We start from the raw sequence: 23,260 nt of genomic DNA, 5'->3' as shown, positions 1-23,260 counted from the left end.
GGCTCAGGAAAAATAATCCATCGCATTACCAACGATCAGATAAACCTGCCCGATGGGTGAGCCGAGATAATCGTCAATCAGCGTGTCACCATCCTGTTCACCAGTTGCTGGTTCAAGCAACTGGTCGAATGTTTCCAGAAACTGATATACGTCCTGACGAAATGCCGGACGACGGGATGTTTCAAGACGAATACGATCCTTCACGGCCTCTTCGTCACGCCGCAAGATAATATGGGCAAAGATATTGCGCTCGCCACCTTCGAAGCGGGAGATAATTGCAGGCTGTGGCTCGCCGTAAAGCTGACGCTCAATATCGCGCATGAAATACTGCATTTTGCGGACAAGCCCGATAGCATCCGAATTCCCGGCCGGGTTGGTGCTTTTATCTGTGCCGGTATTTTTAACAGCAGTGCGCTCAAGTGTGAGGGGGTCATCTGTTACGTCAGCGGCTGCCAGAATGTCACGCCATGACTTCTCCTGACGTGTGCGGCGCACTTCTGCACTGTCGCGGGCAGCAGCTGCGGCATCTTCTTTCAGGAGCATCGGCGCATCGGCAGTCTTGCCTGTATCATCCCCCAATGCGAGAATACTGCTGATGGACAAAGGCTTGCGGGCAGGCTGGTCGTCATGGCGGCGCATCGGTCTTGCCCGGCTGTCCTGCGTCTGTTCCAGTTCGCTCATGCGTGCTGTCTGCTCTGCAATGGCTGATGCTAGGCGCTCTGCACGCTCTCGCTGGTCCTGAATCATGTCTTCAAGTTTCTGACTCTCTGCTGCCAATCTTGACTGAGCCTCTGACAGGACAGACGTATTGGCTTCGATCAGTTTGGCCATTTCAGCTGATTGTTGCGCTGTGTCTGTTTTCACTTTGCCAATCCGCTCGGCGCTGGTGGATACCGCATTCTCCTGTGAGGAAAGTTGCTCAGACACTGTAGAAAAAGCACTCAGGGTTTGTTCTGCTTTCTGTTCGAGGGTCTCCAGCCGCGACTGAATAGCCTGCTCCGCCTTGCCAAAGGCCTCCAACGAGATATCAGAATCAGTCCGGTCAAGCCCGGACTGTTCTGTGATGGCCTGAACCAGCCTGTCCGCTTCCTTGTTGAGGCTTTCTGTCAGGGAGATTAGCTGTGACCGCTCTTCAGCAATCCGGGTTGCGGCTTCGCCAGAACTTGTCTGCACGGATGTTGCTGCATGTTCCATCGCCGTGATCTGTTGCCGGATCATCTGCTCAACCGTGTCCAGTTTTTCCAGTGCGTCGGTAGAAAACAGACCTGTGCCTGTTTTTTCCGAGAGGGCGGTCAGCAATGTATCAGCCCGCTCCTGCTGGCTGACGATGATGGCTTCAAGGCGTTGTCCTTCGGCTTGCAGGCGTTCCTGCACCGAGGTCATGACCTGAGTGTTATCATCAAGCATCTGACGGATCATATCTGTCTGCTCTCCGGCCCGGGAAGAGATGGTGTCCAGCCTCTGTGCGCTCTCGCTGATGATGCCTTCTTTCTCGGCCAGTGCTGTGGTCAGGTTATCAAAGGCACCCAGAGCTCTCGAAGAGATCGCCTCAAGCGTTTCGATGCGTGTTGTAAGCTTTGCCTGCGCCTCTGCAAAGCGCGAATCGTCAGAGGCCATATCGGCGCTAGTGCGTGCATTTTCTGAAATGGTATCGGCAAAGCGGCCCGCCTCTTCATTCAGCTCCTGCATCAGGGACATCAGCTGCTCGCGCTCTTGCACAAGGCGTTCTGCGTTGTTGCCGGTTGCATCCTGTAGCAGCCCGGATGTTGTGCTAACGGCTGTGATCTGTTCACGGAGCATGGTTTCGACGGAGACGAGGCTGTCAATCGCACCTGAGAGCGCAGGGTTGTTTTCGGTCTGCTCATTGATGGAGGTCGCCAGTTGTTCAACCCGCGCGCGCTGGTCGGTAATCATCTGTTCCAGTTTCGCGTTTTCAGCGTTCAGGCCTTCCTGAGTCTGGGCGATGGCTGTTACATTCTCACCAAGCATTGCTGCGAGATGGCCGGCCTTTTCACTGGTTTGTGTTGTCAGTGTTTCGAGACGGGCACTGCTTTGCGTGACCGCCTGTTCCTGCGCTTCAATGGATCCGGCAAGTTTTTCAAAAGCGCTCAGCGCATTCTGCGCAACCGTTTCCAGATCCCCAAGGCGTGTTTCAAGGCCGGAATGTGCGTTTCGGGAAATCGACTCAGCAAAGCGCTCCGCTTCCTGATTAAGCTGTTCGGTCATCTGAATCATCTGATCGCGTTCAGTCTCAATGCGGCTGGCGCTTTCGCTGGAGGCTGTCTGGATCGTGCTGGCGGCAGTGTTGATTGTTTCCACCTGCTGGCGGATCATTTGCTCCACCATGGAGAGGCTCTCAAAGGCTTTTTCCAGCTCCGGGTTGTGTTCGGCCTGCGCGGCCACGGTTTCAGCCAGACGCTCTGCGCGGTCTTTCTGGTCCTGGATCAACTGCTCCAGCCGTTGGCCGTCTGCCTCCAGCCGTTTCTGGGCTTCAAGTATGTTCTCGGCATTTTCCTGTAACAGGTGCCGCAGATAACTGGTCTTGCCGTCAGCGGCTGACGCCAGGCTGTCGAGGCGGGCGGTGCTGCGGCTGACAGCACTTTCCTGTTCCTGCATAGTGTCTGCGAGGCTTTCAAAAGCTGTCAGGGCTTTGGCGGCCGTATCTTCCAGTCTGGTCAGTCTGTTTTCGAGATCAATTTCGGCCCCGGCGATGCGGGAATTGGCAGTCTCAGAGGACTCAAGGCCAAGGCGCGCCTTTTCGGCAATCGCTTCGGCAAATTTCTCCGCCTCGAGGTTCAACTTCTCCGTCAGTTGCATCAGTTGCTGGCGCTCACTGGCAACCTTGTCTGTGTTGTCATGTGACGCGCTTTGCATCGCTTCCGCAGCGCTGTCGATTGCCTTGATCTGTTGCCGGATCATGCTCTCGACAGAAGCAAGTTTGCCAAGGGCTTCATCCAGATGCACATTCAGGGAGTCGATCTGTCCACGAACGGCGGTGCCAACGATCCTGATATTCTGTGCGGCGCTGACATCCGGTTTCAACAGGCTCACGGCTGAGAATTCCAGATCTTCAGCTTTCCCTGCCATGCGCAAGCCAAGCGACAAAATATGTCCGATCACGTAAATCAGTATCGGGATCGTGACCATATAAAAGAAAACCGGCATGGTGAAGCCAAGACGGAAGCGGAACAGGCCGGTCTGGTTGTATTCCGCAAGGCTCGTGCCCAGCGGCCAGCCAAACAGGAAACAGCCAAGAAACGCAAAGGCTGCGACGCGAAAACCGAACTGTACCAGTTGCGCTCGACGGTTCCAGCGTTCTGATGGTCTGGTGAAATTGCCCACAGTGTGCTCGGGGTTCTTTTCTGTTCCTTCCACGGGGGTGCGAAGACTATGCACATTGCTGTCATCCTCGGCTGCCGGGAAGTCAGTCTCGTCATTGACGCTCATAGATTAGGGCCCACGCCGCTTGCGGTTCAACACATCTCGGCTTATTCACCAGAACAGGCTGGCGCCTTAGCCGCGATTTACCTTATGTGCCAGATATAACAGTCTTTTTGGCTGAGATGGTTAACGTCTGGTATGAAATGGGAGGTCTGGTGGCCTTATTTTCTGCTTTGGCGGCCAGAACTGGCCATCAGTCACTGATGATCCGGTAATTTTGGAGACAGACATGACGCGCGATCACCATTCGGACGCGGCTCAGGCGGAACTGGCTCTGTCAGCAGGGCAGGAACTGCCTGCACACACAGCGAAGCTGCGCACTTTTCTGGAAAGCAGATTGTTTCAGAATTCCATCCTGCTCTTGATTGTAGCTAACGCGGTCACGCTGGGGATGGAGACCTTTACGGAAATCCGGGCTGAGTATGCGCTCCTTCTGTATCGGGCCGACCTTATTTTTCTGGCTATTTTTGTCATTGAGCTGCTGATGCGCATTTATGCCTATCGGCGGCAGTTTTTCCGCAATGGCTGGAATGTCTTTGATTTCATCATCATTTCGCTATCCGTACTGGCCTTGCCAAACGCCTTTTCGGCCTTCCGCGCCTTTCGCGTTCTGCGGGTTTTGCATCTGGTCACCGTCATGCCGCGTATGCGTGTCGTGGTCAGTGCGCTGCTCGATTCAATACCCGGTATTTTTTCGGTCGGCGTGGTGCTGGTGCTGATCCTGTATGTGTTCGCCGTTATTTCCGCGAACCTGTACGGTCCGGATCACCCCGACCTCTTTGCAGATGTTTTCACCGCCATGTACACGCTGTTCCAGGTGATGACGCTGGAAGGCTGGCCGGATGTGGCCAGCGCGGTGGCTGAGACGCATCCGTCGTCGTGGATATTCTTCGTCATCTTTGTGCTGATTGCCACCTTCACTATGCTCAACCTTTTTGTCGCGATTGTTGTGCGCGTGGTTGAGGAAGACTCAGAAGACCTGGAGCACGTGCTGGTGCGCGAGAATGCGGAACTGCGCGAGGAATTGCAGGAAGTGCATGGTGAAATCGTTCAGCTGCAGGAGACCATGTCACGCATGGACCGGGCTTTGGCGCTGGCATTGCAGGACTTGCCAGCCGCAAGAGCGGACGACCGGGACAAGACCTGACAGGCCTGCCGGCTACTCATCCCCTGCCCATCCGGGTAACCGTTTGGCGAGGAAGGCCGCAAGGCCCTCGCGCGCTTCAGTGCTCTTGCGATGTTTGGCGCCGCGCCGGGCGGCATCTTCCACCAGTTTCTTGTTCAGTGGCTTGTCCTCGCAATAGCTGATGAGTTCCTTGCTGGCCTCTATCGCAGCCGGCCCGCCTTTCAGCAGTTGTTCAACAAACCCGCCAACCGTTGCTTCCAGTTGCGCGCGCATACACACGGCGTGGATCAGGTGAATATCCTTGGCTCTCTCCGGCGTGAAGCGCTCCCCGGTCAGCAGATAGCGCCGCGCCAGATGCGCGCCGATCCCGTCAATGATGAAAGGGGCAACAATCGAGGGGATGGCACCGAGATGCACAGCGGGCAGGGCGAAATAGGCTTCTTCGCTGGCAACAGAAATATCGCAGGCAACCGCAAGCGCGACGCCGCCCCCAACGCAGGGCCCGTCAATCATTGCCACAGTTGGCACGCGCAAGTCCTTGATCTGTAACAGGAGGTGCGCCAGCCGTCGGGATACATCATCCGAACCGGCCTGCGCCATGCGCTCCATCCATTTGATATCCAGCCCCGCGCAGAAGCAGTCATTCGCGCCAGTGAAAATGACGGCCCTGATCTCTTTTGAGGTGTTGATATTTGCCAGTGCCGAACTGAGCGCGTTGATCATGTCATCATTCAGCGCATTGCACACATCCGGCCTGTTCAAGGTGATGCGGGCCGTTCTGTTATCTGTAATATCAATCCTGACCGTATCGTTATCCATGCCCTGTCTCTCGCTTCCGGCTTTTCAGATTACCGTTTCGGCTACACTCGAGCAAATAGCTTGCCAGTCAACAGGTAATAGCGATCAGGCGTAGTAGCGCTTGCGTCTTGCGGCCGCGGCGCGCTGGATGAAAAAACTCGCCAGTGATCGCGAGGATGCTCTGGTGATGAAAACGCCGGTCCATACGCAGGTTGCGCCGATTGTCATGACGATCTCCTGATCGGCCAGGGCCGGGCTATCAATGAGGCAGAGCAGGAAGAGTGCTGATGCAGCACCGGGCGCGCCGCCAAACCAGGCGAGAAAGTGCTCTTCTTCGGTTGCAAGTTTCAGCGATTTCAGGGCAATCAATCTTGGCACAATGCGCAGCAAGGTGACGGCAAACAGCGCAAACAGGATCACCAGCGCATCAGCCTGTAACAGGCGTGGGCCAAGCACGAAACCGAACAGGACAAATGCCAGCGGCTTGGCGATCTGTTCATAACCGCTATGCAGCACGAACCGTTCTGACCTTTTCAGGCTGGATTCTTCTGACCACATGAGACCTGCCGCACACACAGCAATGATGGCGCTGCCGCCGAGCAGGGAGGCAAGACAGAAGGCGAGTAATCCGGCAGTGATCGTGACACCCGGCTTTGCCAGAGGGCTTTTTCTGTTCACCAGCCATTTATAGCCGCGTCCGCCCAGAAGGCCAATGGCCCCGCCAATGGCAAATCCGATTGCGGTGCGGAAGATTCCTGTTTCTACAATATCGCCGCTGGTGAGATGCGGGGTCATCGCTGCAGTTTCAATCATCACAGCAATCGGCAGGCCAACAACCAGCGCAGCAGCACTTTCAAGCGTAATACTTGCCTTGATGCGTTTGGAGATGGATGATTCCCGGAAGACACGGCGCTCAAGACTGGCGCCGTTCAACATCAGGGCTGCGCCAATGACGAGGGCTGACCAGACCGTCACGGAAGGGGAAAGGACAAACACGGACAGTGCGACGATCACCATGAAAAAGGGACCGGCAATGACCGCAAGGCGCAAGGCAGCCGGGGAGTTGAGATGCAGACGGCTGATGCGGAAATGGAGAGCAGCTGAAAACACAAGCAGCGCCAGACAGGCCTCCGCAATCAGTTTGACGACACCGGCGTCAGACATGGGCAGGCCGGTATATCTGTACAGAATACCCGCAAGTGTCGAGATGGCGAGCACTAACGCGGGGCGCTGGGTCAGGCTTGCCATGGCACCGGACCTGACAAGGGCAAAAAGTGTCAAGCAGACAACAGCTGCCAGAATTGAAAGCATCACAGCAGGGGACATATACGTAAACTTTTGAACTGTTATGCGAATCGTGAAGCGATGCGCTCTTTCAGGCAACAGTTTTTTGTCAGGTACTGAAAAAAACAGTACCCGTGATTGATTTTGGACGGTTGATCTTAATCAAGACCGGTAGAGAGATTATCCCAATCCTGATGACGCGATGCCCTCAGTTCACGCCATTTTCGTTGCCATGAGCGTGGCCAGAAATGCGTTATACGGTATTTTTTCTGCAGAAAATTCCGACTCTTGGGGCGTTTGGGGCGCAACAATCTTTCCGCGATATATTTTTCTGTGCTGTCAAAATTGAAAGGACCGTCTGCGGGGTCTTCGTGATGAACCGTAGGGTCCAGCTCGACTGTGTGCCGGAAAGCCTCGTCCAGCACTTCATCTTCAGATTTCAGATCAGCTTCAGAAAGTGGCTCGGCCTCGTCTGATGGCGCGCGGGTTTGTGCACTAAACACAAAGTGATAGTCTCGCGGCGATATCTCCGCTGCGGCATCGGGCGTGCTGTCGCCTTCTTCACTTCTGTCCGTAATTTCTATTTTATAGGCAGGGTCTGGCACGCTGTCTGCCATGGACAGATTCAGGCCCGTTCTGTCAGCATCCAGCACGGCTGCCTCTTGAGAAGTTTCTGAGACTGTCTCTGCTGGTTCTGCGGGCTCTTCTGTTTCCGCCCCAACCTTATCCAGCACTTCTGCGTCGGACAGAATCAGCGCGTCTTCGGCCGCATCAATACCATCGTCATCTGCCAATTCTTCATCCACCAACTCCTCGGTCACGCTCGACGGCGCAGCCGCAGGGGCACTTCTGCCAAGGGCAGCCTGTGCAAGAGACCCGCCCAGCAGCAATCCCGCTTCTGGTGCAGCATCTTCGTTTTGAACAGGTCTGGCAGGGGCTTCAGTTGCTTTGGCCGGTTTATTTTTCAGGGCAGGCGTGATGGACGCGGCGAGATCTTCCTCGTCATAAACTTGCGTCAGTCTTTCCTGCAGTCGGCGGGCATTTTCTTCGGCGTGTTCGCGCGCTGCGGCTTCTTCCAGCAAATGCTGTTTTTCAGCCAGCTCCTGTTCTGCCTGTTCGGCAGCAGCTTTCTGGGCCGCGGCTTTTTTTGCTGCCTTGCGTTTGGCGGCAAGGCGCAGTTTACGTTTTTTTTCTGCGGCGATGGCTTCGAGGTCTTCTGCGCCGCTTTGAGCATCATCATCAGACTGTGCACTGTCGACCTGTGCTTCATTCATTGTCCCCATCGACGCGGGGTCAGCTTGCGCTTCGGCATCCAAGGTCTGTGCTTCTCCCGCCAGACTTCTCAGTTGCGCCTTTGTGGCGTTTTCCAGAGACAAGGCACTGCGCACTTTCGCAATCATCGACGGATCAAAACCGTCAGCCTTGCCGATACTGGCAAGATAATTCCCCTGCGCTGCGTCGAAGCCCAGGCTGACCAGCGCTTCCAGTGATGCTTGATCTTCGACCCCCACGGCAACGGCCATGGCGTCATTTTCCTGCGCCAGTTCGAGGAGTTCAGAAATCGCCGTGAGGCCAGGCCCGCCGCGTACCGTGCGGGCAAAGCGCAGGATCGCAGAACCGCCTGTCTTGATCTCAGCGAAGGGAAAAGGCTTGAGGGCGCGCAGTTGCTCATTGGCGCGTCCCCGCATTTCGATTGCGAGACGCACGCCGGTAGCTTTCAGGCCATCAAACAGGTGCTCTGCTTCAGCGGCCGGATAATTATTGGGAATGGTTGGGCATTCCAGGGTCAGCAATTCTGCTGGGAAACCGCTCTCTTCAAGCAGTTCGTCAAGCCATGCCGGGAATGTATCGTCCAGCAAGTCTGCAAAAGCCAGATTAACAGAAAAGCCAGGGCCATCTGTGCCGCGCCAGTTCAGGTATTGTTCAAGTGAGCTTTCCACGACATAGCGGGTCAGCTCGTTCATGCGACCCTGATTTTCAAAAAAGGAGATAAAGGCGCCCGGCGGCAATACGCCAAGCCCTGGATGAACCCAGCGGACAAACGATTCCATACGCAGCAGCGCGCCGTCGGAAAGGCTGAAAATAGGCTGGAAAATGACCTCGAAGTGATTGTTATTCAAGGCATTATCAATATCGATGCTTGTCAGCCTGACTGCCTGTGCACCCATCGTCGTGTCCTCCTGCCCACTGTGGCGATCGCATTCTGCTGATCGTACTCAATACCGGTGACACAGGGTAAGTTGCCGGTCTTAATACGGTCTAAACAGGCGCAATCAGATCACGCCGGGGCTAGCAAGCCTTCATGCAGTGAGTCGCTATCTGGTTGCGAGTCACGCACTCGTGTGTGCTCTGGCAATCCGGCAACGCGACCAATGTATCACTGGCACTGGAACTCTCTTGCGCAAATGGCCAGCCTGCGCCGCTCCCGCCCTGCCTTCGCGACAGGACCGCCCAGCGCTGTTTCAGCCTCTGTCGATGGTTCCGTTGAGCAGGTTGTCGTTTTGTTGTGCGTGCCATATCAGCCTCCTTTCATTTCAAAGAGCGCGAAAGAATAAGGCCTCGCCAAAGGGGGCCCATAAGTTTTTTTGAAAAGGAGGGAAGCGTTGTCCTGACACACTTACGGGCTGGACCGAACGGCGCTTCATACCACATACCCGGGACCTGTATGCCTATCGTGGATGACAGGATCGGACTTGCGTGGCCTGCGTAATTGCTACACTCAATATATGCCATGATCCCGTGCGACCTGATGGGCATTAGTGCCAGCCCACCGGCAACAAGGAGAGCAACCCATGCAGAAATGGATCGTCCGGATTACGTTCTGGCTTGCCGCTGTCATCGCTGCGCCTATTGGTGCAATGGCGGGTGAAGCGCGCGTTGCTGTTGCTTCCAGCTTCGCCAGCCCGGCCCGTGATCTGGGCACGGCCTTTACCGCCGAAACCGGCCATGAAGTGATTTTCAGTTTCGGTTCCACGGGGCAGCTTTACGCCCAGATATCGCAAGGAGCGCCTTTTGATCTGTATATGGCGGCAGATCAGGCAAGGCCCGCCAGAGCCGTTCAGGCGCAATTCGCCAGCGCGGACAGTCAGATCACATATGCCTTGGGCCATCTTGTATTGTACAGCGCTGACAGGGACACAAGTGCCGGTGCAGGCCTCCTGTCACAGGATACGTTCAGACGACTGGCAATCGCCAATGCCAGCACAGCGCCTTATGGTGCCGCTGCTGTTGAGGTGTTGAAAAAACTTGGCGTCTACGAACAAATAAAACCTAAAATCGTTCAGGGGTCAAACATTGCGCAGACCTTCCAATTTGTACAAACCGGAAACGCAGAACTGGGCTTTGTCGCCCGCTCGCAGCTTGCTGCTGGCAGTTCAACCAGATTCTGGCTGGTGCCAGCCCATCTCCATACGCCGCTGCGCCATGATGCGGTGCTGCTCCGTCATGGGGACAGTGAGGTGGCCAGGGCCTTCTGGACATTTCTTCAGGGTGAAACTGGTCGTGCGATCATCACACGTCATGGCTTTGATGTGCCGACTGTGGAACAAAAGACCGCAGGCTGATGGAAGGTATTCTCCCCACAATCCGTCTGACGTTAATGCTGGCTTTCGTGAGTACTGTCATTCTGCTTCTCATCAGCACACCCGTTGCCTGGTGGCTGGTGCGCTCTCAGGCAAAATGGAAGGAAGTGGTGGCCGCGATTGTTGCCCTGCCGCTTGTCCTGCCACCAACTGTACTCGGCTTTTACCTCTTGATCGCACTGGGCCCGCAAGGGCCGGGGGGCTGGCTGGCCGGGCTTTCCGGTGGGCGCTCCATGGCGTTTACTTTTGAAGGACTGGTGATCGGGTCAGTCATCTATTCCCTGCCCTTTGTGGTGCAGCCCTTGCGCAATGCGTTTGAGGCGATTGGCAACAGGCCTCTGGACGTGGCTGCAACATTGGGGGCCAGTCCGGCGGACAGGTTCTGGTCAGTAGCGGTGCCGCTGGCCTGGCCGGGGTTTATCACCGGGGCGGTGCTTGGCTTTGCCCATACGATCGGGGAATTTGGTGTCGTTTTGATGATCGGTGGTAATATCCCGGGGGAGACGCGGGTCATATCGGTTGCCATCTATGATTACGTGGAAAACATGCAATGGCGCGAAGCACATATCCTGACGATTGGTATGCTGCTTTTTTCTTTCCTTGTGATTTTCAGCACCATGAGCCTGACCCGTAAGGCTGGGCGGATTGGCTCGTGACGCAAAGCGATGCAAAAATCGAAGGTCACTTTACCGGCGCACTCGACGCCTTTCAGCTTGAGGCGAGGTTCAGTTTCCCGGCGACTGGCGTTACCGGCCTTTTCGGCCCTTCAGGCTGTGGCAAGACTTCTTTCCTGCAATGCATAGCCGGCCTGCGGCGTGTCTCTGGCAGTCTCACTGTCGCAGGCACGGTGTGGCAGAGTGACGCACAGCGCATTTTCAGGCACCCGCATCAAAGACAGATTGGCTATGTTTTTCAGGAGGCAAGTCTGTTTCCACATCTCAGTGTCGCGCAGAATTTGACATTCGGTCAGGCGCGCGCGCGTCAGCGCGGGGTGTCAGAGCAGATCGATGAGGGCGATGTGATCCGCTTTCTCGGCTTGAGGCCGTTGCTGGCCCGCCAGCCGGGAGACCTCTCTGGTGGCGAGCGCCAGCGCGTGGCGATTGGCCGGGCGCTGCTCTCCCAGCCGCGCCTGCTCCTTCTTGATGAACCGCTGTCAGCGCTGGACGCAACGGCGCGTACAGAAATCATGACCTGCCTTGAGCGCCTCTCGTCGCAATTTGCCATTCCGGCGCTTTATGTCAGCCACGACATGCGTGAGCTGGAGCGGCTGGCAGACACGCTTGTGCTCATGGAAGCAGGACAGATTGTCGCTGCCGGGTCATTGTCAGCGATTCAGTCTGATCCATCCCTGCCGCTACTGCACATGATTGATGCAGCGGTAACAATGAAGGGGCGAGTACAGAGCATTGATGAGAGTTATCACCTCTTACAGGTCGGTGTGGACGGCGGCACACTTACTGTCTCCGGAAAAGATATGTCAGAGGGGGACACCTGTCGGCTGAGTATCAAGGCAAGTGATGTCAGTTTCGTCACCCGTCCTGCCCGGGAAACGTCCATACTGAACTGCCTGCCAGCCCGCGTCGTCAGTATCGACACATGTCAACGGGACCCGGCGCACCTTATGGTTCTGGTGGTATTGGACGACAGGGGAGAGGGGGAGCATATTGTGGGGCGTATCACACGCAAATCCGGTGACCGGATGGGCCTAGAGCCCGGTAAGCCGGTTTTTGCCCAGATAAAATCTATCGCGGTGATGCGCTCGGCTAAGCCACCTTGTTAACCAGATTTCAGCCAGACTTTCACCTTCCGAGCTGGTTTGCTATACTGACAGTCAGAAACAGGGACGATCCCATGAAAAGGCAGATCTTGCTGAGCTTCATATTCTCACTGAGCGGGGCGCTTCTCGCAACACCAGCACTGGCTGAGATGTGCCCGAAGGATGATGAGTTGAAACAGACCCGTGGCAGTTACGTGTTTGAAAATGGTGATGCAGCCTTCGTCAATGTCGTGGCAGAATGGGTTTCTACCAGTGTCTCTCTGGACGACAATGCCAGAATCGCAGGGCGTGTCGCCTGTACTTATTCCCTATACGATGGATCAGGGGCGGGACGACAGGAAATTGTTGCGCTGGTGCCGCGTACCAGCGGGGCTGTTCTCACCAATCCTGAATGGGATCTGACCCGCAACGCTGCAAGCTGTACGCGCGAGCGCCGCTTGTGTACCTGGGTCAGGTAGACAGGCTTGGCCTAGACAGGCAGGGCAGCATATTTCATTAGCCGGATCACATCCTTGCGCACCTGACTGCCGAATGTGGCGCCTGCCTTGCGGAAGGCCCCTCTGGATTTCCTGAATTTCAGGGAGATTGAGCGGCTGGCCCGCATGGCAAGCACCACGTCTGTTTCAATCAGTTCGGCACTGCCGCGCAGGCCGCTTGCCATCTGCCACTCCAGCTCAGCAAAGGCCTGACGAAAATAGTCCACACGAAAATGTTCAATCGGCATTTCGTACAGCACCTGCGCGCCGCAGACGATTTCCGTCCCGTCCGCTTCTTCCAGCGGCGTGAGGTCAATTTTGCCGTCTTCTTCCAGCGCGCCATATTGAATAATCAGGATACTGTCATTGAGACTGTTGCCCTCACGAATGCGCACATGACAGCGCTGGCGGGAGGTTTCCGCCAGATAGCGCGTGTCGGTTAACTCGCCAGCTTTACTGGCAAAGCCCTCGACAAAACTGTCGAGTTTGTCCTGCTGCAGGGGCACTCTCTTCTCCGGGTCTCCTGCAGTTAAAATCAGCCACGCAATGCAGTCAGTCAAGTTACAGGTATGTGACAGCGATCAATTATTTTCCAAACACGCGGGTGAAAATCGTGTCCACATGTTTGGTGTGATAACCGAGATCAAACAGGGCCTCGAGCGATGGCGCATCCAGATGCGCTGTCACGGTTGCATCAGCCTTGAGGTTATCCAGAAACTGGCCTTCACCGCGCCAGGCCGGCATGGCGTTGCGCTGGACGAGCCGATAGGAATCTTCACGCGAGACACCAGACTGGGTGAGCGCCAGCAATACCCGCTGGGAATGGATCAACCCGCCAAGGCTGTCCATATTGGCCTGCATCCGCTCGGGATAGACAACCAGTTTTTTGATCACACCGGCCAGTCGATGCAGGGCAAAATCCAGATGGATTGTCGCATCGGGCCCAATGCCGCGCTCGACAGACGAGTGGGAGATGTCCCGCTCATGCCACAAGGCGACATTTTCCAATGCCGGGATCACACTCATCCGCACCAGACGGGCAAGCCCGGTCAGGTTTTCAGTCAGGATGGGGTTGCGTTTGTGGGGCATGGCAGAAGAGCCTTTCTGCCCCGGTGAAAAATATTCCTCGGCCTCAAGCACTTCGGTGCGTTGCAGGTGCCGTATCTCCGTCGCGATATTCTCGATAGATGAGGCAATCACAGCCAGCGCCGAGAAATAGGCAGCGTGCCGGTCACGCGGAATGACTTGGCTGGAAACGGGCTCAGGTTTCAGGCCAAGCTGTCCCGCGACATATTCTTCAACCGACGGGTCGATATTGGCAAATGTCCCGACCGCCCCGGAGATGGCGCAGACAGCAATCTCCTCACGGGCCATTTCAAGGCGTTTGCGCCCGCGATCCATCTCCGCATAAAATCTGGCCAGTTTGATGCCGAATGTGGTCGGCTCGGCGTGGATACCGTGGCTGCGTCCGACGCAAACCGTATCTTTGTGTTCCTCAGCCCGAGACTTCAGGGCGTTCAGCACACGGTCCATCCCCGTCAACAGCAGGTCAGCAGCACGTGTTAGCTGCACTGAGAGACAGGTGTCCAGCACATCAGAAGAAGTCATGCCCTGATGCACGAAACGCGCTTCTGGTCCGACAATTTCCGCCAGATGCGTCAGGAAAGCGATGACATCATGCTTCACTTCCCGCTCGATCTCATCAATCCGCTCAACATCGAACGTGGCCTCGGCGCCCTTGTTCCAGATGATGTCCGCCGCCTCAGCCGGAATAGTGCCTAGCTCTGCCATGCGGCTGGCGGCGTGGGCTTCAATCTCGAACCAGATACGGAATTTGGTTTGCGGCTCCCAGATGGCCGCCATTTCAGGGCGTGTATAACGGGGGATCATGTCTGTTGATCTTTCGTCTGGAGTGGAAAAGGCGTTTGGTAATCTCTGACGAAGCCAGACGCAAGGTTGACCTTATGCCGTGACCACCGGAAAGTGTGAGCTATTGAGGAGAACAGGATGCGTCTAGCTCATATACTTGCCGTCTTTGTGCTGGTTCTTGCCGGTTGCGCCTCCGGTGGGGCGAGCCTGCCAAGTGACGAAGGTTTTGATATCACCGGCTATTTTGATGGCCGCATTCTGGGGGATGGCATCATCGAGCGCAATGACAGGGTGGTCAGCCGCTTTGACATGATCGTGGATGCCGAGTTCGACGGCCAGATCCTGACACTGGATGAGACCTTCCTGTTCGACAATGGCGCAGATTTTCGCCGTGTCTGGCGTCTTGAAAAAACCGCCCCCGGTGTCTGGACAGGTGGCGCTGAGAATGTTCAGGGCACAACAGCGATCAGGATTATAGATGGCGTGGTCCACATGCATTATGTGGCAGCGTTCCCCTATAATGAGGGCATGATCAGTCTGCGGTTCAATCAACGACTGATCCCGATGCAGGGGGATGCTGTGCTGAACAGATCGCGACTGTCCAAGTTTGGCATCCCGGTTGGCACGGTCACGGTAATCTTTCAGCCGGAAACATGATCCCCAGTCCGGGCGCTGTCTGGTGACGGTCGAGCTAGAGGGCGTTCACGGCATATGCAGCACGGTGGGGAGCAGGAGGGCCTAAAGGTCTGACGTGCACCCGCCCTCAAGGCTTTCAATCCAGGCGACAATCAACTCAACACCTTCATCATGGGCAAGGGAGCGGCCAAGTTCCGGCATCATCTCAGCCGGATTGGTCGAGGCCATCCTGTAGGTGAAAATGGACGCATCCGGATCGCCTGGCACAATGTCAAAATGCCGCCCGCCTGTGCCCGTGCCTGCCGCAATCGGTGTTTTGCAGATACCCAGATTAGGTCCATACGGATCATCAGGCTCCAGATGCAGCCCTGACGTGTCTGCCGCTCCGACAGTATTGTGACAATGCGCACAGTTGGCATCGAGATAAGCGCGCGCGCGCCGATCCAGGCTTTTTGAAGTATCTGTCCAGACAGCATTGCGCGGCGCATTATGCGGGGCGGGGGCGCTTTCAAGCAGACCTGCTGATTGCCAGTGAACAAGCTGGTTTTCTGCACCGCTATCATAAACGAACGGGCCATTCAGGTGGCGTGCTTTGGGGCCAATCGGCTGGATGGCGCGAGTTGTTGCATTGGTGGCGTGGCAGCCGGCACACTGGTTCACATCCGGCACCAGATAGGCGAACTCTGCCGCGTCTTCCATAGCCGCATCCCTGACCAGCGTCAGGCGTTTGATTTCGCCGGCTCGCTGCAACATGGCATCTGTCTGATCGTCGTTCCAGACATAGGGCAGGGCGACCCAGCCGCTCTCGCGCCGGGCCAGCACCCGCGTTTCAATCAGCCGCACATTTTCCAGCGTCAGTTTGTTTTCAGGCAACCCGTCCGGTCCGTCAGATTTCAGCACCAGTCCCTCAAAATCGCCTTCAGGCGTCTCGTAATAGAATGTCTTGGTGATGACGGTGCCAACTGGAAAATCCAGAACCTCACCCTCGCGATAGGCAGCTTTTGTGCCATCGGGCAGCCAGACAGTGCGCAGCTTGTGGGCGTAGTCTGAAAAAAGTGGTGTATTCAGATCATACGGCATCACGTTTTCTGACAGGGCCAGCGTGCCATCGGCAATGGTCACCTGCCCCCAGGCGCTCAAGGTATCGGGGTTGGTGTCAGCATGGAACACAGGCTGGGCCTGCTCACCAGAGCAGGCTGTCAGAACCACCAGCGCCAGACAGGAACCGAGAAACGTTTTCATCAGAGATCCAGACTGACCGCAGGCAGGCGCTCCAGCGTACAATTATGCTGGGCTGTATCTACTGTCGGGTTATCATTGCCGTTTGGCATATCCACATTCAGGACTTCCACATCACCATTATCAATGCAGATACGGTCCTCACCGGCCAGAACACCGTCAGGATATTTGTCCATGTTCACATAACCATCCCAGAGAACATCAGGGAAGCTACCGTTCAGACCAAACATCATGGTTTTCAGGGCTTTCAGGTCGAGACCGTCAGGAGCATTTCCACCGCCAGAAAGTTCATTGCCATGCACGAAAATACCCTCTGGATAAGGATCGAAATCTTCCTGTGTTGAGAGCCCTTCATACCCGGCAGAATAAACGCTGGAGATAATGATGTTGGCTGTCTTGTTGTCAGCAATCCGGTTATCGAAAATTTCAACCTTGTCATTGGAGTTAATGACGACACCGGAGCCAGCCGGCACACTGGCCACCGGGGTGCCAGGATGGCCGAAATTGCGCGTATTATTCTCATAAACGTCGTTATTATAGACCCGTGTGCCATAGCCGGGCTGTGGCAGGTTCGGCATGTTGAACACGAGAATGCCGCCCGTATTATTGGTGGCGATGTTTTCGTACACATCGGCTCCGATGGAATTCTCGATTTCCAGACCGGCAACATTATATTCCACGCGATTACGACGCACAATGATGTTCCGTGACTGGCCGACATAGATACCGGCATCAGAAGCACCGATTGCGACACTGTCTTCAATCAGTACATTTTCACATTGAACCGGATACATGCCATACGCTCCGTTGGAGGTTTTGGGCTCACCGTTCCACGCAGTGCGGACACCGCGAATGACGACATTTTTGCTTTCGTTGATTTTCAGCGCATCCCCTTTGGTATCTTCAATCGCCAGATTCTCAATCGTGAAATTGTCACCCGTGACCAAGAGCCCTTCGGCCCCGGCAACCTGTCCCTTGAAGGAGAGAACAGTTTCATCCATCCCGGCACCCCGGATTGTCACATTATCCACGGAGAGCGAGAGGCTGCGGTCAAAGCTGTAATTACCAGCCGGGATTTCAATCACGTCACCGGGCTGGGCGTCCAGAAACTGCGCCCGCAAGGTTGCGGCATAATCCGCTGCTGCGGTTGAAGCGGCGCTGTCTCCTTCACCGTTCCCGGCGTCTGTTTCGGTGTTCTGCCCGCAAGCTGCCAGCATCAAGACGCCTGTCAGCGCAATTATGGATGTTCTCAAAGTCAGCATATCCAACCCTCCTGTTATTTTGAGGTAATCTCGCCTGTCTTTCATCCGGATGCAAGACAGCAATGCGGCTGCCGGTCAGCGGTGGTGTTCCACATGGCTGTCGATCAAGGCGCGGTTATAGACCGCGAGCGCGCGCACCTGCGTAATATAGCCGATAACGTGGTTACGATCCTTGGCCGTCGTGACCGGCATCCCATCGAGATCTTTCTCCCGCATCATCGCCAGTGCTTCTCCCAGAGAGTGGGAGGCGTATACCCGCTCCGCCTTGTCATCGAGCGGCGCTGCATCGGCAGGCATGGTCCGCATCACATCGCGCACCCGTATGGTCTGGAGAATAACGCCCTGTGGCCCTTCGGAGAGGTCATAGCCACGCTGGTTTAGCTGCCAGTGGAACCAGGAACTGCCGAACGTCGCCTGCGCAATCATGGTCGCAATGCCCACCGCAAACATCAGCGCCACCGTCATCTGATAGTCACCAGTCAATTCAAAAACGATCAGCGTGGTCGAGATCGGCGCTCCGAGAATCGCGCCGGAAACGGCACCCATGCCGACCATCGCATAAAATGTCGGACTGGCCGCAATATCGGGAATGAACAGCGCCAGTGTTGCCCCATAGGCTGCCCCGGAAATGGCGCCAAAAAAGATGCCGCCAGAAAACACGCCCGTCCCGAAGCGACAGGACAGGCAAACAGCGGTCGCCACAATTTTCAGGATGAGGAGAGCAGTCAGCAGCAAGATGGAATAGCTGCCATAAAGCGCTTCCGTTGTCGCTTCATAACCAACGCCCAGCACTTCTGGAAAATACAGTGCCACAGTGCCCATAAAGACCCCGGCGACAGGGGGTAAAAGGGCCGGTTCGATTTTATATTTTGCAATCTTGCGCCTGACCCATTTCTGGCACGAGGCTGTGAGTTGCAGAAACGAGAAGGCGACAATGCCGCAGATTATGCCGAGAAAGGCCGCCAGCGGAAAATCCGCAAGACCGGAGGTGCCATAGATAGGCACAAGAAATCCGTGCACATCCAGATCGAAAAAACGCTGATAGGACTGCACCACAATGGTGGCTGTAATGCTGGCGAGCGCGACCGGCCCGAAGATCGACAGCGCGTAATTGCCGAGCACGACTTCCAGCGCAAACAGGACCCCGGCAATGGGCGCATTGAAACTCGCGGCCACGGCGGCGGCGGCCCCGCAGCCAAGCAGTGTGCGGGCATCCTTGCCGGAGATTTTCCAGCGCTCTGACAGGGCGGTGGAAATCGCTCCCCCAAACAGCACCGCCGGGCCTTCCCGACCGGCAGAGGCACCAGAGCCAAGGGCCAGCGTGGCAATCAGCGTATTGGCCATTCCGGCCCGGAAGGAAACATGACCCGGTGGGCCAGCGCGCGCTTCAATTACTTCGGCAACGCCCTGGCATTTGGTGTCCGGCAGCCATTTCAGCCGTCTTGCAAGATAGAGTAGCACCCCGACGAGTACGCCGCCGATCACCGGCGCCAGCCAGATGCGGCCAGGATCAAGTTCGCGTGCCGAGCTGGCGATCATCCGTGTGCCCTCGCCATAGGCAAGCCGGGTCAGCCACTCGATGCCTTGCGTAAAAGCCATGACTCCGTGGGCGGTAATCAGGCCAATCACGACAGCCAGTATCCAGACTTTGTAATTGGCAATATTCGCCCCGCGTTGCAGGGAATGGCGCAGCCACAGGCGGATGCGGGAACTGCTCGAATGCGGTTTGAGCGGACGGGTGGGCATGGAATTTTACCTACCATGCTTCGGGATTTCTGCCAGCGCCAATCCGGGCAATCCGCGGCCTATCGCGATCATCTGCCCATTATTTTGCAGATTCTTCTTTCAAGCGTTTCAGGATGTAAAGGCGCAAGGCAGAGGAGAGGTTGTGCGGGTCTGCCGCGCTCATGCGCTCGCGATCTATTTGCGCAATCAGGCTGGCAAGCGAGCGCGCCTCCAGCGTGGCGAGGCGCGAAAGCTCATCCCAGAACGGCTGTTCAAGGGAAATGCTGGTGCGGTGCCCCGCGATTGAAACTGATCTTTTTTTCATTACTGCGCCAAAGGTCGTATTGGCGGCAGAAGATCAGGATTTGGCCCAATCGTCTACGCCATGCTGGCGAATGCGGGAGGAGGCGAGCTCGATCCCGTCGATGATGCCGGCCATGTGAGAGAGTGCGCCTTCGCTGCACTGCGCCGGATCTGCGCCGATGGCGCGGTAAAGATCCTGCAGGTCGATGTTCCGCGCGTACATGAACTGTGCCAGTTCAATACGGATGCGGCCTTCGGTCGGTTTGTCAGACATGTTTTCGTCCTCATTTTATACACAACTTGTCCCAGCCTAACCCGGATGGCGCAGTGGGCAAAGTCATTGATAATGGGGCATCAAGAATCATGCCGCGCAGCTACTTGTTCACAGCAGGCCTTCCGTGCGGAAGCTGTAATGCTGCCCCCGGCCGATCACCAGATGGTCATGCACCCTGATGCCCAGCGGTTTGGCCGCCTGCACAATTTGTGCTGTCATCTGAATATCTGCGCCCGAAGGCGTCGGGTCGCCGGATGGATGATTATGTACCAGAATGATGGCGGAAGCATCCAGGGCCAGGGCGCGTTTCACGACCTCGCGCGGGTAAACCGGCGTATGATTTACCGTGCCGGTTTGCTGTTTTTCATCCGCAATCAGTGCATTCTTGTTGTCCAGAAAAAGGATGCGGAACTGCTCTATTTTTTCATAGGCTGTCGCTGCTGTGCAGTAATCTATGAGCGCCTGCCAGGAAGACAGCACCTGCCGTTTCAGGATATTCTGTTGTGAGAGTTTGAGCGCCGCCGCCTGTACAATTTTCAGCTCCGTCACTACTTTTTCGGAAATGCCCTTTACCTCCTGCAGCCGGGCAGAGGGCGCGGCCAGCACATCGGCAAAACTGCCGAACCGCTCGATCAGCTCCTTGGCAAGGGGCTTCACGTCCCGGCGCGGGATCGCCCGAAACAGAACAAGTTCCAGCAACTCATAGTCTTGCACACCATCAACACCGGCTTTGACAAAGCGCTGGCGTAACCGGTCGCGATGGCCGACCATATGATTGGCTTGAGAATTGCCCTCGCCCTCAGTCATCGGCTCGCGCCATCAGATCGCGTATGGGGGCTGATCCAGGCCCTTGGGTGAGGCGGTGAAGACTTCAAAACCGTCTGCCGTAACGCCAATGGAATGTTCAAACTGTGCCGTGAGGGAACGATCCCGCGTCACGGCGGTCCAGCCGTCTTTTAGCATTTTCACATCCGGCTTGCCCGCATTGATCATTGGCTCAATGGTAAAAAACATGCCCTCGCGCAGGGGAATATCCGGCGCACGGTGAATCTGCAAAAAGCTGTCGCGGTATTCCGCATAATGCACAACATTCGGCGCATCATGGAAGACGCGGCCCAGCCCATGGCCACAGAAATCGCGGACAACAGAGAATCCGGCAGCTTCCGCATGACTCTGGATGGCCCGGCCAATATCGCGCAAGGTGTTGCCCGGTTTCACGGCCTTGATGCCTTTCCAGAGGGACTCAAAGGTGACATCCGTCAGCCGTTTGGCCAGCACTTTTGGCTCGCCGGCAAAGAACATTCGGCTGGTGTCCCCATGCCAGCCATCAACGATCACGGTTACATCGATATTGGCAATATCCCCGTCTTTCAGCTTCTTGGGGCCGGGAATGCCATGGCAGATTACATGGTTCAGTGAAATGCAGGTGGAATGCCGATAGCCGCGATAACCTATAGTCGCCGGCACAGCGCCGTGATCCATCACGAATTCATAGGCGCGGCGGTCCAGGTCTTCTGTTGCAACCCCCGGCTTCACATGCTCTGCCAGCATATCAAGGCAGGACGCAGCCAGCTTTCCGGCCTTGCGCATGCCTGCAAAATCTTCCGCCGTGTGCAGGCGAATTTCCCCGGTGCGCCGGGGTGCTTCTGTCATTGTGTCTGTCATAAAGGCGAATGTAAGCGGCTTGGCCGCAAATGTGAAGCAGGGAGGCGTTCTTTACGCCGCAGGCTACGGCGAATATGCTGGGTCAATCAGACAGTGAGTGCCGCCATGAACGAAGATACGAAAACGCCTGACGTCGAGAACAATTCCCGCTCACGCGGTGCATTCAATATAGGCACGTTCCTGCTGGTATTCGGCTTTATCTGGATCGTGTTCGACAATATTGCGCTCGCCGTGCTGTTCGGCCTGATCATGGCGGGCGGCTCGGAAGTGGCCCAGCGCGCGGCCAGCAAGAAGTCCGATCAGGACTGACAGTCTGCCGCGCGTGTCTCAGGTGTCATCGCGTATGCGCCTAGTAGATACATATCGCTATGTGCTCTGTATGCGCGCCTAAAAGCAGTAGTCAGACGGCACCTGCGCGCTTTATCAGCAAATGCGTGTGAGCGCCTGACAGGCACTATGTGGCACCTGATGACAGCTACACTAAAGCACCGCATTGCCTTGCAACGCCTCATGGGCAACAACGGCAGCAAGAAGACGGAGCCCATATATGACAGAAAAATGCCTGATTATCGGCGCAAGCCATGCTGCTGCCCAACTGGTCTTTTCCCTGCGGCAGGAAGGCTGGACAGGCGAGATTGCCGTTTTGGGGGAGGAAGCGGCGCTGCCCTATCATCGCCCGCCATTGTCGAAAGATTTTCTCGCCGGTAACAAAAGTCTGGATGACCTGCTGATCCGTCCGGCTGAAGCCTATGCCGCGGCTGATATCCGGTTTGCGCTTGGCACCCGGGCCAGCCGGATTGAGCCGGAGGCGCGGTTGGTGCATGCGGAAAATGGTGATGCCTATGATTATACACATCTGGTCATCGCCACCGGGGCGCAAGTCCGCCATCTGCCTGTGCCGGGAGCAGAACTGCCGGGTGTCTTCTATCTGCGCAATTATGCAGATGTGGAAAAAATTCAGGCCAGCATGGCCCCCGGCCGCCGGGCTGTCATCATCGGGGGAGGCTATATTGGCCTTGAAACCGCAGCCAGCCTGACGGCAAAGGGCATGTCAGTTACAGTAATCGAGGCAATGCCGCGCATCCTGCAGCGGGTGACCGCGCCGGTGATGTCGGCATTCTATGCCCGCGTGCACCGTGAAGAGGGCGTGACGATTGTTGAAGGCGAAGCGGTCAGCGCTATCGGCGAAGAAAGGGGGGTGCTGACGGTCAACACGGCAGAAGGCAGTGCCTTTGCAGCGGAGATGGTGATCGTCGGTATCGGCGTTGATCCCTGTACGGCCCTTGCACAAACAGCAGGCATCGCGTGTGACAATGGCGTCCTCGTCAATGCCCATGGCGAGACGTCCGTAGCAGGTATATATGCAGCAGGCGATGTGACCCGCCACCATAACCCAATTTACGACCGACAGGTGCGCCTTGAATCCGTGCCCAATGCGACCGAACAGGCGAAAATTGTGGCGGCGGCCATTTGCGGCAAGCCGAAGCCCTATAACAGCCTGCCATGGTTCTGGTCCGATCAGTTCGACCTGAAACTCCAGATTGCAGGGCTATCGGAGGGGTATGACGATATTGTCCTGCGCGGTGACCCGAAGGCCGGGCGCTCTTTCGCAGCCTTCTACTTTGCCGGGGAGCGCCTGCTGGCTGTCGATGCCGTGAACCGGCCCCAGGAATTCATGCTCGCCAAGCGGCTGATCCCGATGGGGACAATACTGGACAAGGCAAAACTCTCAGACGACACCGTGCCGGTAAAAGACTTTATGGTGAGGTAGGGGAGACTTAAATAATTCTGTCTGTGCAGAAAT

The 23,260-nt window shown here is 56.2% G+C and carries 21 protein-coding genes; 8 read left to right on the top strand and 13 right to left on the bottom strand.

The annotated features are described in order from the left end of the window. Positions 1 to 3: 3 nt before the first annotated feature. Positions 4 to 3,447, bottom strand: a complete 3,444-nt coding sequence (locus RAL90_RS11050; protein ID WP_306250566.1) for a hypothetical protein — start codon at positions 3,445 to 3,447, stop codon at positions 4 to 6. Positions 3,448 to 3,670: 223 nt separating this feature from the next. Between RAL90_RS11050 and RAL90_RS11045 the strand changes: the two genes are divergently transcribed. Further along, complete coding sequence (locus tag RAL90_RS11045) at positions 3,671 to 4,588, top strand: ion transporter (RefSeq protein ID WP_306250564.1); 918 nt, start codon at positions 3,671 to 3,673, stop codon at positions 4,586 to 4,588. A gap of 12 nt (positions 4,589 to 4,600) precedes the next feature. Here RAL90_RS11045 and RAL90_RS11040 read toward each other — a convergent pair whose 3' ends face one another. The 3 genes from RAL90_RS11040 to RAL90_RS11030 all read right to left on the bottom strand — a co-directional run bounded on the left by RAL90_RS11040 (position 4,601) and on the right by RAL90_RS11030 (position 8,817). Then, complete coding sequence (locus RAL90_RS11040) at positions 4,601 to 5,386, bottom strand: enoyl-CoA hydratase-related protein (protein WP_306250562.1); 786 nt, start codon at positions 5,384 to 5,386, stop codon at positions 4,601 to 4,603. Between the two features lie 84 nt (positions 5,387 to 5,470). Continuing rightward, positions 5,471 to 6,646: a cation:proton antiporter gene (locus RAL90_RS11035; protein ID WP_306250560.1), complete on the bottom strand. Its 1,176-nt coding sequence runs from the start codon at positions 6,644 to 6,646 to the stop codon at positions 5,471 to 5,473. A gap of 161 nt (positions 6,647 to 6,807) precedes the next feature. Then, positions 6,808 to 8,817 carry an EAL domain-containing protein gene (locus RAL90_RS11030; protein ID WP_306250558.1) on the bottom strand — a complete coding sequence of 670 codons (2,010 nt, stop codon included), beginning with the start codon at positions 8,815 to 8,817 and terminating at the stop codon, positions 6,808 to 6,810. 624 nt (positions 8,818 to 9,441) lie between these two features. On the opposite strand from RAL90_RS11030, the gene modA reads away from it, so the two are divergent. The 4 genes from modA to RAL90_RS11010 all read left to right on the top strand — a co-directional run bounded on the left by modA (position 9,442) and on the right by RAL90_RS11010 (position 12,465). Next, entirely contained in the window at positions 9,442 to 10,212 is a 771-nt protein-coding gene (modA, locus tag RAL90_RS11025; protein WP_306250556.1) for a molybdate ABC transporter substrate-binding protein, read from the top strand. Continuing rightward, positions 10,212 to 10,886, top strand: a complete 675-nt coding sequence (gene modB / locus RAL90_RS11020; protein ID WP_306250554.1) for a molybdate ABC transporter permease subunit — start codon at positions 10,212 to 10,214, stop codon at positions 10,884 to 10,886. The genes modA and modB overlap by 1 nt, the downstream gene beginning before the upstream one ends. After that, positions 10,883 to 12,010 carry a molybdenum ABC transporter ATP-binding protein gene (gene modC / locus RAL90_RS11015; RefSeq protein WP_306250552.1) on the top strand — a complete coding sequence of 376 codons (1,128 nt, stop codon included), beginning with the start codon at positions 10,883 to 10,885 and terminating at the stop codon, positions 12,008 to 12,010. Before modB ends, modC begins: the two co-directional genes overlap by 4 nt. A 71-nt stretch (positions 12,011 to 12,081) precedes the next feature. After that, the gene (locus RAL90_RS11010) at positions 12,082 to 12,465 is read left to right on the top strand and encodes a hypothetical protein (RefSeq protein WP_306250550.1); all 384 of its coding nucleotides are present in this window, start codon (positions 12,082 to 12,084) and stop codon (positions 12,463 to 12,465) included. 11 nt (positions 12,466 to 12,476) lie between these two features. Here RAL90_RS11010 and RAL90_RS11005 read toward each other — a convergent pair whose 3' ends face one another. After that, a complete protein-coding gene (locus RAL90_RS11005) occupies positions 12,477 to 12,989 on the bottom strand; it encodes a hypothetical protein (RefSeq protein WP_306250548.1) in 513 nt (170 codons plus the stop codon). Positions 12,990 to 13,068: 79 nt separating this feature from the next. Next, positions 13,069 to 14,373, bottom strand: a complete 1,305-nt coding sequence (gene purB / locus RAL90_RS11000) for an adenylosuccinate lyase (RefSeq protein WP_306250547.1) — start codon at positions 14,371 to 14,373, stop codon at positions 13,069 to 13,071. Between the two features lie 117 nt (positions 14,374 to 14,490). On the opposite strand from purB, the gene RAL90_RS10995 reads away from it, so the two are divergent. Then, on the top strand, positions 14,491 to 15,009 hold the full coding sequence (locus RAL90_RS10995) for a DUF3833 family protein (protein WP_306250545.1): 519 nt from the start codon (positions 14,491 to 14,493) through the stop codon (positions 15,007 to 15,009). An 81-nt stretch (positions 15,010 to 15,090) separates the two neighbouring features. Here the strand turns inward: RAL90_RS10995 and RAL90_RS10990 are convergent, their stop codons facing one another. The 7 genes from RAL90_RS10990 to map all read right to left on the bottom strand — a co-directional run bounded on the left by RAL90_RS10990 (position 15,091) and on the right by map (position 21,444). After that, on the bottom strand, positions 15,091 to 16,230 hold the full coding sequence (locus RAL90_RS10990; protein ID WP_306250543.1) for an SO2930 family diheme c-type cytochrome: 1,140 nt from the start codon (positions 16,228 to 16,230) through the stop codon (positions 15,091 to 15,093). Beyond that, positions 16,230 to 17,480 carry a parallel beta-helix domain-containing protein gene (locus RAL90_RS10985; RefSeq protein ID WP_372340471.1) on the bottom strand — a complete coding sequence of 417 codons (1,251 nt, stop codon included), beginning with the start codon at positions 17,478 to 17,480 and terminating at the stop codon, positions 16,230 to 16,232. The genes RAL90_RS10990 and RAL90_RS10985 overlap by 1 nt, the downstream gene beginning before the upstream one ends. A gap of 84 nt (positions 17,481 to 17,564) precedes the next feature. Continuing rightward, a complete protein-coding gene (locus tag RAL90_RS10980) occupies positions 17,565 to 19,235 on the bottom strand; it encodes a chloride channel protein (RefSeq protein WP_306250540.1) in 1,671 nt (556 codons plus the stop codon). 79 nt (positions 19,236 to 19,314) lie between these two features. Beyond that, positions 19,315 to 19,539, bottom strand: coding sequence for a ribbon-helix-helix domain-containing protein (locus tag RAL90_RS10975; RefSeq protein WP_306250537.1), 225 nt, complete (start codon positions 19,537 to 19,539; stop codon positions 19,315 to 19,317). Between the two features lie 33 nt (positions 19,540 to 19,572). Then, positions 19,573 to 19,791: a hypothetical protein gene (locus RAL90_RS10970; protein ID WP_306250535.1), complete on the bottom strand. Its 219-nt coding sequence runs from the start codon at positions 19,789 to 19,791 to the stop codon at positions 19,573 to 19,575. Between the two features lie 108 nt (positions 19,792 to 19,899). Beyond that, the gene (gene radC / locus RAL90_RS10965) at positions 19,900 to 20,598 is read right to left on the bottom strand and encodes a DNA repair protein RadC (protein WP_306250534.1); all 699 of its coding nucleotides are present in this window, start codon (positions 20,596 to 20,598) and stop codon (positions 19,900 to 19,902) included. Between the two features lie 12 nt (positions 20,599 to 20,610). Next, positions 20,611 to 21,444: a type I methionyl aminopeptidase gene (map, locus tag RAL90_RS10960; protein ID WP_306250532.1), complete on the bottom strand. Its 834-nt coding sequence runs from the start codon at positions 21,442 to 21,444 to the stop codon at positions 20,611 to 20,613. A gap of 117 nt (positions 21,445 to 21,561) precedes the next feature. Between map and RAL90_RS10955 the strand changes: the two genes are divergently transcribed. Beyond that, positions 21,562 to 21,765 (top strand): hypothetical protein, encoded by a 204-nt coding sequence (locus RAL90_RS10955; protein WP_306250530.1) that lies wholly within the window; start codon positions 21,562 to 21,564, stop codon positions 21,763 to 21,765. A 238-nt stretch (positions 21,766 to 22,003) separates the two neighbouring features. Continuing rightward, positions 22,004 to 23,227 carry an NAD(P)/FAD-dependent oxidoreductase gene (locus tag RAL90_RS10950; RefSeq protein ID WP_306250528.1) on the top strand — a complete coding sequence of 408 codons (1,224 nt, stop codon included), beginning with the start codon at positions 22,004 to 22,006 and terminating at the stop codon, positions 23,225 to 23,227. The last annotated feature ends 33 nt before the right edge of the window (positions 23,228 to 23,260 follow it).

It is taken from the genome of Parvularcula sp. IMCC14364 (genome assembly GCF_030758415.1).
Classification (GTDB): Bacteria; Pseudomonadota; Alphaproteobacteria; order Caulobacterales; family Parvularculaceae; genus Aquisalinus.
This window is presented reverse-complemented; position numbering and strand designations above follow the sequence as displayed.

Excerpts from the sequence above, each read along its gene's own strand:
- RAL90_RS11050 (WP_306250566.1), bottom strand. The coding sequence starts at position 3,447 with ATGAGCGTCAATGACGAGACTGACTTCCCGGCAGCCGAGGATGACAGC.
- RAL90_RS11045 (WP_306250564.1), top strand. The coding sequence starts at position 3,671 with ATGACGCGCGATCACCATTCGGACGCGGCTCAGGCGGAACTGGCTCTG.
- RAL90_RS11040 (WP_306250562.1), bottom strand. The coding sequence starts at position 5,386 with ATGGATAACGATACGGTCAGGATTGATATTACAGATAACAGAACGGCC.
- RAL90_RS11030 (WP_306250558.1), bottom strand. The coding sequence starts at position 8,817 with ATGGGTGCACAGGCAGTCAGGCTGACAAGCATCGATATTGATAATGCC.
- modA (WP_306250556.1), top strand. The coding sequence starts at position 9,442 with ATGCAGAAATGGATCGTCCGGATTACGTTCTGGCTTGCCGCTGTCATC.
- modB (WP_306250554.1), top strand. The coding sequence starts at position 10,212 with ATGGAAGGTATTCTCCCCACAATCCGTCTGACGTTAATGCTGGCTTTC.
- RAL90_RS11010 (WP_306250550.1), top strand. The coding sequence starts at position 12,082 with ATGAAAAGGCAGATCTTGCTGAGCTTCATATTCTCACTGAGCGGGGCG.
- purB (WP_306250547.1), bottom strand. The coding sequence starts at position 14,373 with ATGATCCCCCGTTATACACGCCCTGAAATGGCGGCCATCTGGGAGCCG.
- RAL90_RS10995 (WP_306250545.1), top strand. The coding sequence starts at position 14,491 with ATGCGTCTAGCTCATATACTTGCCGTCTTTGTGCTGGTTCTTGCCGGT.
- RAL90_RS10990 (WP_306250543.1), bottom strand. The coding sequence starts at position 16,230 with ATGAAAACGTTTCTCGGTTCCTGTCTGGCGCTGGTGGTTCTGACAGCC.
- RAL90_RS10980 (WP_306250540.1), bottom strand. The coding sequence starts at position 19,235 with ATGCCCACCCGTCCGCTCAAACCGCATTCGAGCAGTTCCCGCATCCGC.
- RAL90_RS10975 (WP_306250537.1), bottom strand. The coding sequence starts at position 19,539 with ATGAAAAAAAGATCAGTTTCAATCGCGGGGCACCGCACCAGCATTTCC.
- RAL90_RS10970 (WP_306250535.1), bottom strand. The coding sequence starts at position 19,791 with ATGTCTGACAAACCGACCGAAGGCCGCATCCGTATTGAACTGGCACAG.
- radC (WP_306250534.1), bottom strand. The coding sequence starts at position 20,598 with ATGACTGAGGGCGAGGGCAATTCTCAAGCCAATCATATGGTCGGCCAT.
- map (WP_306250532.1), bottom strand. The coding sequence starts at position 21,444 with ATGACAGAAGCACCCCGGCGCACCGGGGAAATTCGCCTGCACACGGCG.
- RAL90_RS10955 (WP_306250530.1), top strand. The coding sequence starts at position 21,562 with ATGAACGAAGATACGAAAACGCCTGACGTCGAGAACAATTCCCGCTCA.
- RAL90_RS10950 (WP_306250528.1), top strand. The coding sequence starts at position 22,004 with ATGACAGAAAAATGCCTGATTATCGGCGCAAGCCATGCTGCTGCCCAA.